Source organism: Sulfurovum sp. MH2-6 (assembly GCF_058374785.1).
Genome location: NZ_CM178170.1, coordinates 1,190,122 through 1,206,294, shown reverse-complemented (window position 1 = coordinate 1,206,294; position 16,173 = coordinate 1,190,122). Strand labels below are relative to the sequence as shown.

Genomic DNA, 16,173 nt, shown 5'->3' with positions numbered 1-16,173 from the left:
CATGATAGACAAAAACTTCATTCAATCGGTTGATGACTGGCACCATAGATCAGCCGAAGAGACACTCGCGTCACTCAATACGACCACAAAAGGGTTGAGCCGGGAAAGTGCTGAAGGGAGAGCAGTTACATTCGGACCGAACGAACTGCCCAAACCGGCACGCCCCAACCCCCTGCTCCGTTTTCTCTCTCACTTTCATAATATCCTGATCTATGTACTTCTGGGTGCAGCACTCATCACCGCACTCCTTGGACACGTTGTAGATACGGCTGTCATTGTTGCGGTGGTGATCATCAATGCATTGATCGGTTTTCTGCAGGAAGGGAAAGCCGAAAAGGCGATGGATGCCATCAGAGATATGCTGGCACTGCGTGCCAACGTGATCCGCGAAGGGGTACGTGAGCATATCATGGCCGAAGCATTGGTGCCCGGAGATATCGTACTGCTTGAAGCCGGAGACAAGGTGCCGGCTGACCTGCGCCTCTTAACGACCCATGGACTTCAGATCCAGGAAGCCGCACTTACAGGAGAATCGACTACGGTAGAGAAGCGTGCTGAGGCTGTCGCAGCAGAGTCTTCTCTCGGGGACCGTTTCAGTATGGCATTCAGCGGGACGACCGTAGCGAGCGGTGAAGGCACAGGGGTGGTCGTCGCGACAGGCGCACAGACGCAGATCGGACGTATCAGCGGCCTGCTCTCGACTGTGGAGACACTCCAGACACCGTTGGTCATTCAGATGGCATATTTTGCGAAACTGCTTACGCTTTTTATTCTTGCTGTAGCGGCATTGATCCTTCTTTTTGGCTATGCAGTGCTGCACCAGGACTTTAGCACAACTTTCATGGCGGTTGTGGGACTCTCTGTCGCTGCGATACCGGAAGGCCTGCCTGCGGTACTGACGATCACACTGGCTGTCGGTGTACAGGCCATGGCACGGCGAAATGCCATTGTACGGCGTCTTCCGGCGATAGAGACTCTCGGTTCTGTCTCTGTGATCTGCTCAGACAAGACAGGGACATTGACGCGTAATGAGATGAATGTCGTCTCTTTCGTGACCTGCGGGCATCGGTTTGAGATCAGCGGAACCGGATATGAACCCTCCGGAGAAGTACTGGCCGATGAAAAACCGGCTGATCTCAGCACCTATCCGGAACTTGAAGAGATCGGACGAGCAGCCGTTTTGTGCAACAACTCCCAACTTCTCCATGAGAACAATCTCTGGAGTGTGCAAGGTGACCCCATGGAGGGAGCACTGCTTGCATTTTCTGGCAAAATCGGGATTCCTTTCCAAAAGACAAGAGATGATTGGCAGCGTACGGATCTGATCCCTTTTGATACCAGGCACAAATATATGGCCACCCTCAACCATAATCATGAGAAACATGCCTTTATATTCGTCAAAGGCGCACCCGAAACACTACTTGATCTGTGCACCATGCAGCGCTGCGGCGGGCAGGATACAGAACCTATAGATAAGGATTTCTGGCAGAAGGAAGCCGATACCATTGCCGCACAGGGAGAGCGGCTGCTGGCATTTGCATTCAAACCGGTCCAGCCGGACCATACGGTACTTGAACACGATGACATCACAGACTCACTCATCTTTCTTGGACTCGCAGGACTGATCGATCCTCCCAGGGCTGAAGCGATAGACGCCATTGCAGAGTGCCACCGTGCAGGTATCGAGGTAAAAATGATCACCGGTGACCATGCCCTGACTGCATCCGCGATCGGGAGACAATTGGGGTTGCACCATAGTGACAGGGTCCTGACCGGGATAGAGCTTGAAAAGCTGGATGATGATACCCTCCCCTCAGTGATCAAAGAGACAGGGATCTTTGCACGTACAAGTCCTGAAGATAAACTGCGCCTTGTGATGGCGATGCAATCCTCCGGTATGACCGTAGCGATGACGGGTGACGGGGTCAACGATGCTCCTGCCCTCAAACGTGCAGGGGTCGGTATCGCCATGGGAAAAACCGGTACGGAAGCAGCTAAAGAGGCTGCTGAAATCGTATTGACCGATGATAATTTTGCCTCTATTGTCGCTGCCGTACGCGAAGGGCGTACTGTCTATGATAATCTGAAAAAGGTGATCAGCTGGACACTCCCCACCAATGCAGGCGAGGCGATGACGATCATTGCTGCGATCCTTCTCGGGCTCAGTCTCCCTGTCACACCGATCCAGATACTCTGGGTCAATATGATCACGGCAGTTACACTGGGGATCGCCCTGGCTTTTGAACCTACAGAAGAGCATACGATGCGGAGAGCTCCGCGGCCCCGAGATGAATCACTCCTCAGCGGTGGTCTCGCATGGCATATCATACTCGTTTCCTCGCTCTTCCTTGCAGGGATATTCGGTATCTATGAGTATGCGCTTTCGCAGAACTACAGCGAAACGCTTGCACGTACCCTGGCGATGAATACACTGGTATCTATGGAGATCTTCCACCTCCTGTTCATCCGTAATATGCACAATACCCTATGGGGATGGAAAGCGATACGCGCAACCGCTACGGTCTGGATCTCTATCACTGCCGTGGTCATAGGACAGTTCGCCATTACCTACCTGCCATGGCTGCAGAGTATCTTTGAAACCGAAGCTGCGGGAGTTTCTGATATGCTGATCATCCTGGGAATCTCCATCCTGATGTTTTTGATCATTGAGGCGGATAAACAGATACGCATTCGATTCTCCACATAATATAAAAGTCTTTGACTTCTCTCGGTGATACCGTGGGACCACCTACGACAAAACAGGTAGTGATCCCGCTTATCATAATATACGTGACCTTTAAGCTCTCATATCATAAGTAAATATCTTCGGATAAATACAACTTATAGAATACCTAAGAATAGATTGATTATAATAAGTCAATAAAGAAGGGGAAAAGGGGAATAGATGAATATCTTGGCAGTGTCAGTATTGTTTGCCCGAGGGACAAATCTTTACAATAAACTGCAATGTATTGTGAATTGCAGCAATCCATATTGCGATATCCGAACCTACAATAAACTACTTGAAACAATGAAAGAGATCTATAGCTCTGATAATACACGGGCAAATAGGGACCGTCTGCAAAACTTTATCTTGGATCATGGCAATATCATACAGGAAAAATATCTTATGTTATGTATGTCCGGAAAAGAAGAGAAAGATGTATACAGCCTAAAAGAGTATGACTGATCAAGGTCAAGCTTTCCGAAAAGCCGGTTCATCATTTGACTTTTAAAATTCATTTTCATCATAACGGGTGTGTAACCTCTTCCCCCTTTCCTACTATTAAATCACCGCTTTCGGTTATCTATTCAATTTTTTATAATAGGTAGTGCGATACAATGGATATGTTTAACAGTAAAGGGGTAAGTGATGGAAACATGTGACCTGGGAAAAGAGCATCTGCTTGAGATCATAGAACTTCAGGAGTCTTTGATCGAAGGGGAGAGGCTTGAAGATATTGTACATGCACATATCAAAATGTTTCAAAACAGTACACGTGCCGATATCATAGTTGTATGTCTTAAAGCAGAAGATATGATCAATTTACGATTTATCATTGAAGAGAAAAATATTTTTAAACAACTTGCAAAAAAATATTTTCCCTTACAAAAAAAATATCGTTGGAACACATTCCTCGATCACTGTCACTCCCGTTACATCAGTCAAGGTAACTATATGGAGATCAAAGACCTTCATGACATACTGAAGGGGTATCTCAGTAAAAAAGAAGCGTTAGAGATGAGTGCTGAACTGGGTATGACAAAAGGCGTCATTACTCCTTTATATACCCAAAACAAGTATAACAGAATGGGGTTCAGCCTTTTTATCTCACAGTCCGATACTCCTCTTGACTTCAAAGAGATTGAGATAAGTACATTGTTATTGCAGCATATCCTGCAACCGCTTTATGACAAGGAAAACCATATGCTCTTTGCAAAGTGTGTGCGAATTAATGAAGATATGGGAATGCTGACAAAACAGGAGAAGATCATTGTTAAAAAAGTGTTGGCGGGGTTTACTTATCCGGAAATAGCCGCAGAACTTTCGATCTCGATTAATACACTTAAAACACATATGAAAAATATCTTCAATAAATATGGCATAAGCTCCAAACTGGAACTTTATAAAAAACTAAACTCTTCAGCATAAGCGACTCTCTTAATAAGGATACCTTTGGTGAATGGTTCATCTCCCCACTATGATCCTTTCCCTCCATATAAGTCATAGATTGTATTCCAAAGAATACTCTGCTTGATACTGAAACATTTTAGACGGATGTTCCATACACATTACACACAATAGTGCTAGAGTGAAGAGTAAATGGATGAATGATAAACGGTTTGAAATATCTCTTAATCTTGGCAGAACGTCTAAAGAGAGATTGAAATCTCGCAAAGGAGGTCACAATGAATGCGGGAATTATCACAGGATGGGTTATCCTTTTTGGTGTATTGTTTATGTGCAAAGTAAACCATATTTTTGAACTCAATAAAACGCAGGAAGAGAATCCGAAGGCATATTATGGATATGGGGCAACAGAGGAACCAGATGGTGATCATGAAGCGACTGTGCTAAAAAAAAGCCATTACAGAAAGATGCTGAGACGGACATTCCTTATGTGCTTTTAACGCGGTTTATATCCTCCTCTGATCGTATGGATTCCACACCATCAGATAAACACCCATTTCAAAGATAGATCACCTCTTCAGGTTCAACCATATGCACCTTCTGTTCAAAAATATTTTCCAAAACACTGCGGAGAATGATCTGCTTGTCTCTCTCCCCGTGGATCAAAAAGATACGGTTCAGATCCTCCATCCTGGAGATCCATTTGATGATCGCATTTTGATCTGCGTGTGCCGAAAATCCGTTGATGGTATGGACAGATGCTTTGACAAGAATATCTTCCCTGAAGATCTTGACCCACCTGGCGCCATCCACAATATGTCTTCCCATCGTACCCTCCACCTGGTAGCCTACAAATATCACACTGTTTTTTCTGTTCCAGAGGCGGTTTTTAAAATGGTGCAGGATCCTTCCTCCCGTACACATCCCGCTCCCCGCGATGATGATCGTACGGCGGTCAAACTCATTGATCTGCTTTGAAGCTTCGACATCCGGCGTATACTGCAGCCACTCAAAATCAAAGATCGTACCGTCCCGTTCTTTGAACTCCTGGCACTTTTTACTGAGAAGGTGGGAGTAGTTGTTATAGACCTCCGTAGCACGGGTGGCCATCGGACTGTCCAGAAAGATCCTGCACTGCGGCAGCTCTTTTCTATCATGCATCTCTTTGAGGATACAGAGGATCTCCTGAGTCCTTTCGATGGCAAATGAGGGAATGAGTACATTTCCCCAATCATTGAGCGTCTCTATCACTACTTTTTTAAACTCAGTGATCGTATCATCCGTACTCTGGTGGTTGCGGTCACCATAGGTTGACTCTACATAGAGTGTATTGGCATGCGTACACTCCGTGAGGTCATGTTGAACGATATTGTCATCATGACCGATATCCCCTGAGAAAACAATCGTCTGCTCGACACCTCTCTCCCTGTACACAATCTCCAGAAACGCAGACCCAAGAATGTGTCCCGCATCATGGTAAGTGACAGTGACCCCCTCCTCCAGTGATACAGGATTTTCATACTCACAGAGGTACCAGTCGAGATCAAAAGTTGTCTCTATATCCTCTTCGCCGTAGAGCGGAAGTCTCTCTTCCTCTTCCCTGCCTCTTCTCTGCGCTTTTTTATACCGTGTTTCATAATCCTCTTTCATGATCTTTGCACTATCCAGAAAAATGATCTCTGCCAGCTCTGCACTTGCTTCCGTGGTATAGATCGTGCCTTTAAACCCCTCTTTCACCAGCTTCGGTACGCGACCGATGTGATCAAGGTGCGCATGGGTGATCAACAGATAATCGATCTCCGAAGGATCAAAATGGAACGGCCCGAAGTTCTGCTCCTCTTCCGGACCCTGGAACATACCGCAGTCTATGAGAATCTTAGGCCCATTCTCTATCGCAAACAAGTGACAGGAACCTGTCACAACCCCTGCTGCCCCGTGAGAAGTAATCGTTGCCATTTTCCATCCTTTTTATTTAATTGTACAGCATATCATGCGATTGTGCAAGTAGAAGGTATTTCCCCTCCGATTCACGCTAAAAGCATGCTATTTTTAATATCGTATCAAACGCTGTGCAACCTTGGGTATGCTTGAAACACATAGATACATTACACTTAATTATTTCTATGGATAGAAACAGAGCATAAAAATAACTTGGCTATACTCATCCTTTACTTTCAAGGAGTACGGATGAAACGTATCAAAAATTTTTTCAATGGGTCGGGGAGGAAAAGTACCCAAAAAACGTCAAACAGACCATCCAGAGAGAAACTGCAAAAACCTGTCAAGGTTCTAACCGCTTTTGACATCTCTGAAAGACTGGGGATTGACAGAAGAAAACTGGAGAAGACATTTGTTGAGCTTGGATGGACAGAGAAAAGTGCAAGAGGGGTTATAGCCACAAAAGCCGGTATCAGCAACGGTGCCCAGATAAGATATCATGATATGACTAAAAATAATTATGTGGTATGGGATGAAAATATCCTAGACAACCATACGCTTAAAGCGCTTCTCTAAACAACAGTTCTTCAAAGCGTCTCCAGTTAAAGAGTTCGAGGCTCAAAAAAGGGAAGAAGAGGAAGAAATAAGCCTCAAACTCTTCATTATGATAGTTTAAACTTATAAACGAATGACAAACGAATCATTAACTATTCTATACTGTTAGAATCTCATTCAACACATCATTCAGGGCATCATAGAGGCCTTTTTATATTCGCTATCGTGCAGTGTAGAGTATTTATCTCTCTGGGCGACTATCTGCTCCCTGAAGCGTTCATTGATACTCCTCTCCTCCTCAAGGAAATACAAACAAAGCTCACTGATATAGTCATAAGCAGCCAATCTGCCGTCTCGATATTTTTCACTAAATTCCGGATGCCTGTTATATCTATAGTGTGTTGAACGCGCATAAAAGAGCCCGCTCATCTTCTCAAGCATCTCTTTCGATGAAATCTTCATCGTTCACCCCGATACTTTTTTTCTAGTGTGCCATGAAAAAAAGAGATAAGCCATTTATATGTCAAATTGTGATTTTTACTTATCGGATCTATCAGGAAAGTACAGGCGTGTCTGTTTTTATTTCACTTTATATCTTCTGATATAAAATGTCCCCCCCACCCGCTACAAAACCCCGTTTTGGAGTCTCCATTACACTGATGTATCATACTACTCTATCAAAAAGCTCTACTTCTCCAACAATAGTCAGTTTGAGGTACATTTTGGGCACATTACTCTTAGATTTAGATCTCATTAATGATATTTTTCACATGAAATCCTATCCAAGACAAGTTCATGAAGCTGATCTTGGTTATACAAAAAAATGAAATGAAAAACCGCATCATCGTTTTTTATCAAACCGCCATAATATTCATTATGGCAATACTCTTTGGATAATCTTTTCTTCATTGTATTTGTATACGCTTCTTTATCAAGTTTTTCATGATTAATATTGATATTGAAATAAATAAAAAAATCATGCAGAGTATGTTTGACTTTTACAATTTCTGTATTCTCATCAAACTTCATAGGTAATTTATCTTTATACTCCAAGTTGTATATATTGATAAAATCATAATACGTTTTTGGGAAAGAAGCAAACAGACTTGATGAAAATAAACTTGTCACTAGAATAAGAAAGATGTATATTTTATCACTCTGTCTGTTATTCCGCTTCATGTTTTTTCCTTTTATGATCTTCATGCTCCATCTATTCTTAAGTATGTGTTTTTAACATTCATAGGACTACTATAACATTAAAACTTATTATAATATAGTTTAAAGTAAATTTCATTATGATAATAAAAATAAAATTGGCTGTACAGTGAAAAAATTACATAGTCATCTAGATCTCCTTTTAAGGATGAATAATGAAAAATATTTTCATAGGTTTCACAAAACACTGGGAAAAGATAAAGTGCTATAATACAAAAAAACCAAATAAAAAAGCTCCTCAAAAAATGATGGATCAATAAGCTTCAAACAAGATTGGTTTTTGTGGTGAGGATACTAATTACTATAACTTAACCAATCTGTCTAAAGCTCCTACTATGTGAGATGATCAATAAATAATAAAGATTGAAATGTCAAAAACCAGATTTACAAAACCAATGTATCCAACAGTATACTTCAGTGAAAACATTTTAGGAAAATGTCCAAAATGCGAAGGTCCGTGTTTTGTAAAAACGAAACTAAGTAAATATACACTCCCCTTTCCAAGCGATTATAGTTCTTCACTACATTGTCAGCAATGTGGATTCACAAAGAATAAAGATGAAAAATGGTTTGGTTATTGCCAAGGCCTTCTCAAGATACATTGCGGTTTTTGCGGCAACAAATTACTCTATAGCACCAAACCGACAAAAAAACCTTATAAAAAACTCTCAGTTAAATGTCCAAAATGTAATGTGGAAAAGTGTTATCCTCTCACTTGGTATAGATACAAGGGTAATAAACCGACTGACCCCTACTTTGGATTAGAGCTATGGTTACAAGTTCCCGTAAAAGATCATATTTTATGGGTTTATAATGATGCACATCTGAAATACCTGAAAGAGTATGTTTCTTCAGACTTAAGAGAAGATGACGCAAGGCATAAATACTCTTTGGTCTCTAATCTTCCACAATGGATCAAATCAGCAAAAAATAAAAATTTGATTTTAAAAAAACTTGATATCCTGGAAGAAAAGTTAATCAAAGCAGGTTATTAATAAAACACTTTTTCTTGCCAGGGTTTGCCGATCATTAAAGGCCCATTTTTAATCTTTTGTATTTTTAAAGCTGGAATGGACAGAATCCATGTAGACGCATATTCTGACCAAGGGTCTATGAGTATCCTTACTGACTCATTCGACTCGATGCAGGCTGAATGAACAAATAAAGACCCCTCACTGCTCAAGTCTTTTCGAAAGAATTCATGTAAACCACGTTTAAAGTCAAAATACAGAAGACCCTCTCCTGCTGTAATAAACCAACTCTCATCAGGTGCGATCAAACCAAGCACAGGATCACCATAATGGCTGCCCAGACTATATATTTTGCCATTATTTTTATCTTTAAGAATGACATCTTCAAATTCATGTGCAAGGATATAATTGCTAGATTCTAATAACGTTTCCATAATAGTATAAACCACTTTTTTATATTCAATATCTCTAGAGTATATCAGAAATAACTTTTTGTCAAACCGCATATCATAGTTTGAAAAAGATATAATGAAAAATCTTAGACTGTTTAGAAGATTGACTAAAACCAAACCTAATGAAAACAGCTTGATGAAATTATTGTATATGGGTATCATGAATGCTTCTAAAAAATGGGCTATGCCGGTCTGGAATTGGTCGCTGACTATTTCTCAACTGACAATCTTCTTTGAAGGGAGATTGGATAAATATCTAGAGGTGTAACTTATGTTACTAATTGGGACTGACCCGGAATTTTAAACGCTCTCGATGGCAAGGTATTACTCTGAACTTTTAACAAGAGGAGTTTCCCTCCAAGTTAATCCATAGTCTTTACTGTATAAAATTGATGTTATTGTGTACACTTTAATTGTTTCATTTCTATCTATTTGTACTGGTTTAAACCCATTTAACAATGAACCTTCATACGTGGTTTTCCAGTTTTTCCCACCATCTATAGAAGTAATGATATATCCACCTGCCCCTTCATTTGACATACCGATAATCATATGCTCCGAATCAATGACTTCAAAAAAACTTAGGGGAGCATGTTGTTCAAAATTTACTATTTTTTTCCAATGCTTACCTCTGTCATTGGTTAATAGAACGACCAAGGGAAAATAATGTTCTTCCAACAGCCCCTTCTCCCTCTCTTCCAATGAATCATATTCTCCCAATACTATCATCTTATTCTCAAACATTTTAAAGTCCTTCACGACTATATTATTGATATCTATTGATTTTAATACTTTTTCTTCAATACTTCCCTTTTTAATCTTTGCATATATCTTGGTCTTTATCGGTTGTTCACACGTGACTTTTTTACCTTGGATTGGATTTTCCCCTTTGGCATTTAATATGTATCTGCTATCTCCATGAAAATTTTGACTCAACTCCACCTGATCAATCTCTAACAACATTGTGTTATCACGAAATGAAAAAGACAAACTAGACGTATTTGTACTTTGACAATCAAAATGTCCTTTTTGTTTAATCGTACAGTTTGAGAATCCTCTTAAATCCTGATCGACATCATAGACTATACTCACTTGTGGAGAATCACTTGGTGCAATACCATAACCTCTAATGATCATGAAAACATTTTCATCATCAAAGTTTTCAATATTAATATGACTCTGGAAATTATTCTTATTAAATTGATAACACTCTACAGATGGTAATTCTGCAAAAAGTCTAGCTGAAAACAATATAACTAATGTCAATAAAATGTATTTCATATCATTTTCCCTTTTTAAATAATATTGGCTATTCATGCTAGTATAATATTTTTATACAAAAAGTATTTTTCATTCAATAAAAAATAGGAATTAATATGAAGTTAATAGTTTGGATCTTAACGGTTTATTCAATAAGTATTTTTGCCGAAGAATCCTTGAAAGAGATGATTGGATCTGACAAAAACACGAAGTTTGAAAAAAGTGTTCTTTCAAATGACCATCATATTTATCATGGTATAAAATATCGATTTGGAGAGATGTCAAGATGCTTGGACAAATACATGGATGAATGTCAAAATCTTGAAAGATTCACTTTCCCCGCTATTGAGGACGAAAGTAAAAAGAACGGTGCAAAGTTCAATTATGGTTATGATATAACATCCTACCATCTAAAAATATTACCTTATCCCGCAAACAAAGAATTACAGACTTATACTTTTGAAATGGATGAGCCTTTGGACAGAGCTTTTCCTGGCAGAATTAACATAATTAAAATTCCATCAATCACTCTGAAGGTTTTTGATGGAAAGAATCATTTAACTTATACATTCAAAGATGTTGAGATACAGGCGTACATGACACGGTACGGAACCCCAAGAATTGGGCAAAAACATGAGGAATATGTGGAAGATGACCCATTTATAGTGACACTGTTATTGAATGATTCGGAAAAATACACCGCTATAATTAAAAAAAATGGTGAGGAAGACGGTTATCAGGAAATCATATTTGACAGGGCGAATAGTATAATAGATATAAAAGATTACTAATTACTTTCATCAGTGGTGAACTTTGGAAGTTAATTAAACTCCCATACCAACCCCTGAAAAGTTCTTCCATATTACCTATACCGTTAGCATCACTACTTTGTTCAGCTGGCACAGTCGTTTCAGACACCTTATCCGATTTTGACTTAATACTTTCACCTAAGAAGCCTTCTTCAAATTTTCCATCAGCTCTTTAACCCCATCATATAAAACAGGATTCTTATGTGATTTTTCTATCAAATAATGAACTGATCCAATAAGATAAATGAATTCCAAACATTCCCATCAAGAACCCGCTATATAGTTGAAAGTTTTTATCAACTCTCTCTTGATACTGAAAAACTACCAATAGATAAGAACCTACAAATAATGTATGGATAAATAATGAGGCCAGAGGATACTGCTTAGGCTTCAAAAGATACATATAGACCGATACGTACCCAAGCAATAGTAATGATGTGATTCCAAAAGTCCAGGAAAGAAGTATAGTGCGTGTAGAGGGTCCTTCTAACCACTGTCCCATCAAATAAAGTATAGGAAGCAATAACAAATACCGTGTTTTAAAGAAGCGTTTTAGTAACCTCATTAGTGAAATTTGTTCGGAGGGCTTCTCTTTATCAAGCTCTCCACTACTCGATGACTCTCCATCCCGGGTAATCTCGTAAGTTGCAAATGTTTCATTCCAGGAATATTCATTAATGATTTGTTGAAGTATTTCCCCCTTATCCTCAACTATCCTTCCGTCATTGTATACATATCTGTACCAGGGCTCCTTCATCAGAGGAAAGTTTCCGGTTGGTTCGGGCTTATAGAATTTCTCAATCTCACCATCGAACTCTATCTCTCTGGTATCGCTATAGCCACCTGAGTTATAGCCTTTCAGATAATATTTTGTCATTTAGACCCTTCATTGACGGTATCGTTAAACTTAACATATTGATAGTAATATCTCTTTGAGATACACTAATATCATTCAACCTGAACTATAGTAGTGCATATTCAAATCTTAGGCTTCAAACCTTTACTCTATTATCACTCTAAACTTACGTTCACAATCATCAAGCTTGGCATTTTTTGTTTGCTTTCCAATTCTGTATATTGGGATATAACACATTGTAGCTTTGCCTTTTTTTATGGCTTTTAGAAAAACTTTATGGCCACAAGGTGTTTTTATATTGACCGGCTGTACAACATCAATATTATCTGAAGTAATTGAAGGGAAATATCCTCCGCCTATAGAGACACAATCACTCTGAGTGATAGCAACAATCTCATCTCCGACCTTCAATTTAACATCATCATTTTCATTAGTAGGTGCAGGATGAAGATGAAAAGTAAGTTCGCCACACCCAGCTAAAATTATCGTTAAAAAAATATAGATACCAACTTGCCATAAGTTCTTCATGTCAATGTTTGTCCATCCCTAAAATATGATACAATTTATTATATCTTACCTAGGAGTATCTGTGAAATATCTTTTTACTTTACTAATATTTATTTCCTCTTTAGTGGCTGAACTTCCCCCACAAGTATATGATAAAATGAAAGCTATTTCACCTGAGATATTGAAGGTGCTAGTCTTACACGTTAATAAACATGGAGAAAATGTAGATGCCTATGCCAAGGTTATCAAAGTACAAAGATCGGTTTCAGAATTCAAAGCAGGTGATGAAATTTCTATCAGATATATAATTCCGAATAGACTCATAGGATGGGTAGGTCCATCAAGTGCTGTTTTATTACATAAAGATGAAGAGTATACAGCATTTTTAAAATGTGTTCATAGAGAATGCTCATTGGCGGCAAAAGGAAAAAGCTTTTCAAAAAGCCCTTATCAAGGTCAAATCAAAGATGTACCCCAAACGGAGTTTTAATGAAGACCTTTTTAACTGCTGTACTTTGTTTGACTTGTCTCGTTGCAAATGATAAATATATCATCACTGGAAAAGTTCTTCAAGACAAGATAAAACTTCCTATTAATGGATCCACAATCGATTTCATACCTCTGAATGAAAAAGGTGAATTCAGTATACATGTAGATGTTAATAAAACTTTTGAAATCAATGCTCCGGGATTTGTAAAAAGATCTTGTATTATGAAAGAAGAAAGAGATATTCAAAAGATAACAATCTATCTCAAAAGAATTTCACTCTCAAAAGATTTGAACAGTAGTGAATATATAGAACTTACAGATGGACTTTCGTGCACAAAGCTACCAGAGCATACAACAATAGAAAGCCAAGAGTTCAAAACGATGAAACCTCTCAAACTACATGATATCCCATCGATAGATTTGAGATTATTTAAAAGATCAGAATAATTCTTGGCTAAAAAAGCCTTTCCATTGACTTTATAAACAGTCTATAGATTTAGCCTTTAAGCCGAGTTCTATTTTAAGAACGGCATAATTCAAACAAGTAACTATACAGCTTAATACCTGCGAATTTATGGAGTAAATGGGGAAGGTGACAAATGACAAATACAACCTCTTTGAAGGTATTTACCCAATAAGTAAGCATGTAAATGATCAACCCAAGGGATGAAATACAATCAAATGAAAAAAATTATATTGTTGATACTGTTCACAGTTATTAGTTATCCTAAAACAGTGGATATATACAAAGTTGTCAATGTCTCTTCTCTAGATACATTGAATGTACGTAGTGGAGACAGTGCAGACTATAATATAGTAGGCGAATTACCTTATAATGCTAAAAATATACGTGTGCTTTCCTGCATTGAAAGAAAAGGGAAAAAATGGTGTAATATCAATCATATCTCTAGCGCAGGAAACACTACAGGGTGGGTAAATGCAAGATATATCAAACTTTATGAAAAAAGAGAGCTTGCATCTACGCTAAAGAGTGATACAACGACAAAGCTTTCACACTCCAGCAGTTCACTCATCTACAGAATCAAAAGAAATTTATCGCTTAGAGATCAGCCAACCACAAACAGTGCTACCCTCGATACTGTCACATCCTCACAGAAAGTCGTTATACTCACGTGTAAAAAAGATAGTGAAAAGGAGGAGTGGTGCAAGGTCAGGAGCTATGATACAGATATGGATGGTGAAGCCAATGGATGGATCAAAAAGAGTCACTTGGAGACATATACAAACGTCACATATATCAATATGACAGAGGGCTTGGATATAGATATTTTCCCGACTTCCGAAAGTCGTACACCTTCTACGACACTTACCCAATCCCAAAATTGCTATTTCTCCTTACAGTGTGATAATGATCGCTGTAATATCATCTACGATATCGATATGTCTGGTGATGAGATTACTCTCGAAGATATCAAGATGGGCTGGGTAAGTAAAGATATTCTGATAGCAGCGACCAAGTTTACTGCTATGCCAGCCGATGCAGAAGAAGGCTTTTGTATCACAAATGATACACTTCAAAACTTTTTAGAACAACAAAAGGATAAACGATGATTTTTATCAATCTTCTTAAAATGTTTTTACCACTTATTCTGTTTTCATCATTTATCCATGCCCAATCTTTTAACGGGACTTTTACTGTTCCTGCTACATCACAAAATAATGCAAAGAGAAATAACAGCTTCGAGATAGAAAAAATTACAGTGAGATACTCTATTGGGTTTCTCATGGGGGATGTCATTATCAAAGCAAATGCCTCCTACAAACTTGGAAAATGGATAAGGATAGATGGAAAAATATATGATACGGATATCTTTCCACCAGAAGTACAAAAAAGTTTGAAACTGACTGAACTAAAGATCTATGCCAACGTAGAGAATGACTACAGTAATGATATAAATATGGGAATGGCAATAGATATGGGAGCCTTGGGGAAGCCAGATGAGTGGAGTTACAATGTCACGGGAAGTCCTGAGTGGGACAGATTTCTCTATACTGGTTTTGATAGTGCACCGATATTTTTACCTAAAGACACAGCGGTTAAGATCATGAAACAGTTCAAAAGGTTGGGAATGTGGTACGGTTTTGAAGCATCACATATCATTGTTGTAAATTATGATGTCAGTGCCGCAAGAAGATGGCTAAAAAAACAAAACAGGAAAAAGGAATCACCTGCACAGACAAATAATAAAACTGCATATAAATCAACTAAGCCTGAAGTCAAAAAAAATATCAAGAACCAAAAAGAAGCTATGAGTCCACATGATAAACTAGCCGCTCTTACGAAAGCTTTTGATGAACGCGATAGGTTGACAGAAGAAGAGTATCAAATTTCAAGTAATACCAATACAAACTCTGTAACTCCTAAAGTAGAGAATAAAAAAAATTATAAAACCAATATGACGCTATCTAGGAAATGGAAAAGGACCGAAGAATCATATCCTCAAGGCGGTATACTTACTATGGATGACCGTACTGTAAACATTCAATACTATTATGCAAACGAACCCAGCGGTCAGTTGAAAACAAAAATCGTCAGTAAGCCGGACAATCACCATTGGATACTTGAAAAAATTGGTGACAAATCAAAGTTTCACTTGATACATACTGAAAAGAACTATATGATACTTTTGCCTGATGGATCTGATATAAACAGTTTCAAAACAATTGGTGGATATACAAGGCTTGGAAGTAAAAGTTACTGGCGATACGAATTTGTTCCATTAAGATAAATCCAGAATGAACATAGTAAGAAGGGATGAAAGAGAAGGGACGAAAGAGAAAGGACTCCAAAAAAATTAGATACAACATATGGGCAAACTACTTCTTTCTCTCATTCCATATCTCAATTCCCATCAAAGATACAAAGATGCTGTAGGCGAAATACTCAGCTACTATCAATTTATTCTAAAATAACGCACTGCACTTACTCATCACCTGGAAACAGTTAAGGCCAAACAAAGTAATATTT

Annotated in this window: 18 protein-coding genes and 1 pseudogene; 12 read left to right on the top strand and 7 right to left on the bottom strand. The window is 38.8% G+C overall.

Translation table 11 applies throughout. The features are described 5' to 3' along the window. Window position 1: 1 nt before the first annotated feature. The 4 genes from AC4JOV_RS06130 to AC4JOV_RS06115 all read left to right on the top strand — a co-directional run bounded on the left by AC4JOV_RS06130 (window position 2) and on the right by AC4JOV_RS06115 (window position 4,632). On the top strand, window positions 2-2,707 hold the full coding sequence (locus tag AC4JOV_RS06130) for a cation-translocating P-type ATPase (protein ID WP_229936023.1): 2,706 nt from the start codon (window positions 2-4) through the stop codon (window positions 2,705-2,707). Between the two features lie 198 nt (window positions 2,708-2,905). Then, window positions 2,906-3,190 carry a hypothetical protein gene (locus AC4JOV_RS06125; protein WP_229936024.1) on the top strand — a complete coding sequence of 95 codons (285 nt, stop codon included), beginning with the start codon at window positions 2,906-2,908 and terminating at the stop codon, window positions 3,188-3,190. Between the two features lie 183 nt (window positions 3,191-3,373). Then, window positions 3,374-4,153, top strand: a complete 780-nt coding sequence (locus AC4JOV_RS06120) for a helix-turn-helix transcriptional regulator (RefSeq protein ID WP_229936025.1) — start codon at window positions 3,374-3,376, stop codon at window positions 4,151-4,153. Between the two features lie 257 nt (window positions 4,154-4,410). Next, window positions 4,411-4,632 (top strand): hypothetical protein, encoded by a 222-nt coding sequence (locus tag AC4JOV_RS06115; RefSeq protein WP_229936026.1) that lies wholly within the window; start codon window positions 4,411-4,413, stop codon window positions 4,630-4,632. A 58-nt stretch (window positions 4,633-4,690) separates the two neighbouring features. On the opposite strand, the gene AC4JOV_RS06110 is transcribed toward AC4JOV_RS06115, so the two are convergent. Next, a complete protein-coding gene (locus AC4JOV_RS06110; protein ID WP_229936027.1) occupies window positions 4,691-6,088 on the bottom strand; it encodes an MBL fold metallo-hydrolase RNA specificity domain-containing protein in 1,398 nt (465 codons plus the stop codon). A gap of 231 nt (window positions 6,089-6,319) precedes the next feature. Here AC4JOV_RS06110 and AC4JOV_RS06105 point away from each other — a divergent pair, with 231 nt between their 5' ends. Then, window positions 6,320-6,646, top strand: coding sequence for a hypothetical protein (locus AC4JOV_RS06105; RefSeq protein ID WP_229936028.1), 327 nt, complete (start codon window positions 6,320-6,322; stop codon window positions 6,644-6,646). A 168-nt stretch (window positions 6,647-6,814) separates the two neighbouring features. Here the strand turns inward: AC4JOV_RS06105 and AC4JOV_RS06100 are convergent, their stop codons facing one another. Further along, complete coding sequence (locus tag AC4JOV_RS06100; protein WP_229936029.1) at window positions 6,815-7,087, bottom strand: hypothetical protein; 273 nt, start codon at window positions 7,085-7,087, stop codon at window positions 6,815-6,817. A gap of 291 nt (window positions 7,088-7,378) precedes the next feature. After that, entirely contained in the window at window positions 7,379-7,804 is a 426-nt protein-coding gene (locus AC4JOV_RS06095) for a hypothetical protein (protein WP_229936030.1), read from the bottom strand. A 404-nt stretch (window positions 7,805-8,208) separates the two neighbouring features. Between AC4JOV_RS06095 and AC4JOV_RS06090 the strand changes: the two genes are divergently transcribed. Further along, window positions 8,209-8,835 (top strand): hypothetical protein, encoded by a 627-nt coding sequence (locus AC4JOV_RS06090; protein WP_229936031.1) that lies wholly within the window; start codon window positions 8,209-8,211, stop codon window positions 8,833-8,835. Here AC4JOV_RS06090 and AC4JOV_RS06085 read toward each other — a convergent pair. Further along, window positions 8,832-9,245 (bottom strand): hypothetical protein, encoded by a 414-nt coding sequence (locus AC4JOV_RS06085; RefSeq protein ID WP_229936032.1) that lies wholly within the window; start codon window positions 9,243-9,245, stop codon window positions 8,832-8,834. The genes AC4JOV_RS06090 and AC4JOV_RS06085 overlap by 4 nt on opposite strands. Window positions 9,246-9,351: 106 nt before the next feature. Here AC4JOV_RS06085 and AC4JOV_RS06080 point away from each other — a divergent pair. After that, window positions 9,352-9,531, top strand: a pseudogene (locus AC4JOV_RS06080) (IS256 family transposase); the annotation flags it as partial. A gap of 56 nt (window positions 9,532-9,587) precedes the next feature. Here the strand turns inward: AC4JOV_RS06080 and AC4JOV_RS06075 are convergent. Further along, complete coding sequence (locus AC4JOV_RS06075; protein WP_229936033.1) at window positions 9,588-10,544, bottom strand: WD40/YVTN/BNR-like repeat-containing protein; 957 nt, start codon at window positions 10,542-10,544, stop codon at window positions 9,588-9,590. 95 nt (window positions 10,545-10,639) lie between these two features. Between AC4JOV_RS06075 and AC4JOV_RS06070 the strand changes: the two genes are divergently transcribed. Next, window positions 10,640-11,314: a hypothetical protein gene (locus AC4JOV_RS06070; protein WP_229936034.1), complete on the top strand. Its 675-nt coding sequence runs from the start codon at window positions 10,640-10,642 to the stop codon at window positions 11,312-11,314. Window positions 11,315-11,531: 217 nt separating this feature from the next. Here the strand turns inward: AC4JOV_RS06070 and AC4JOV_RS06065 are convergent, their stop codons facing one another. After that, window positions 11,532-12,209: a hypothetical protein gene (locus tag AC4JOV_RS06065; protein ID WP_229936035.1), complete on the bottom strand. Its 678-nt coding sequence runs from the start codon at window positions 12,207-12,209 to the stop codon at window positions 11,532-11,534. 123 nt (window positions 12,210-12,332) lie between these two features. Then, window positions 12,333-12,716, bottom strand: a complete 384-nt coding sequence (locus AC4JOV_RS06060) for a hypothetical protein (protein ID WP_229936036.1) — start codon at window positions 12,714-12,716, stop codon at window positions 12,333-12,335. Window positions 12,717-12,777: 61 nt separating this feature from the next. Here AC4JOV_RS06060 and AC4JOV_RS06055 point away from each other — a divergent pair, with 61 nt between their 5' ends. From AC4JOV_RS06055 to AC4JOV_RS06040, 4 genes are all read left to right on the top strand, one after another. After that, window positions 12,778-13,185: a hypothetical protein gene (locus AC4JOV_RS06055; RefSeq protein ID WP_229936037.1), complete on the top strand. Its 408-nt coding sequence runs from the start codon at window positions 12,778-12,780 to the stop codon at window positions 13,183-13,185. Then, window positions 13,185-13,631, top strand: a complete 447-nt coding sequence (locus AC4JOV_RS06050) for a hypothetical protein (protein WP_229936038.1) — start codon at window positions 13,185-13,187, stop codon at window positions 13,629-13,631. The genes AC4JOV_RS06055 and AC4JOV_RS06050 overlap by 1 nt, the downstream gene beginning before the upstream one ends. A gap of 288 nt (window positions 13,632-13,919) precedes the next feature. Beyond that, window positions 13,920-14,756: an SH3 domain-containing protein gene (locus tag AC4JOV_RS06045; protein WP_491522202.1), complete on the top strand. Its 837-nt coding sequence runs from the start codon at window positions 13,920-13,922 to the stop codon at window positions 14,754-14,756. Beyond that, complete coding sequence (locus AC4JOV_RS06040; RefSeq protein WP_229936040.1) at window positions 14,753-15,934, top strand: hypothetical protein; 1,182 nt, start codon at window positions 14,753-14,755, stop codon at window positions 15,932-15,934. Before AC4JOV_RS06045 ends, AC4JOV_RS06040 begins: the two co-directional genes overlap by 4 nt. Window positions 15,935-16,173 lie beyond the last annotated feature (239 nt).